Here is a 294-nt window from a genome sequence, read left to right on the forward strand (position 1 = left end):
ATACGGGCCAGGCTGAACTACGTGCAACCTAAAACTACTTCAAATGGAGAGCCGGATGCATCGAAAGGTGCAAGTCCGGTTCGGGGAAGGGCTCGGGCGTCCAACTACCCTTAACGGGTGGGTCGGCCCGGGCCTATTCTACAGAATGTGAAAATAAGTAAATTGATTCGAGGTGTCTACGATGACAAAACAATACGATGCGGATTTCAAACTGAATACAGTGAAGTTGGTTCTGGAGGAGGGGAAAGTCGCCTCCCAAGTTGCGCGCGATCTTGGCATATCTCAAAAGACCGT

Annotated in this window: 1 protein-coding gene; it reads left to right on the forward strand. The window is 50.3% G+C overall.

Annotated features, from left to right (window positions below):
• Positions 1–181 precede the first annotated feature (181 nt).
• Positions 182–294 (forward strand): transposase (locus tag J3482_RS22050; protein ID WP_206923121.1); only part of this gene is annotated, 113 nt, incomplete at its 3' end.

The organism is Alicyclobacillus suci (assembly GCF_017329615.1).
GTDB lineage: Bacteria > Bacillota > Bacilli > Alicyclobacillales > Alicyclobacillaceae > Alicyclobacillus > Alicyclobacillus suci.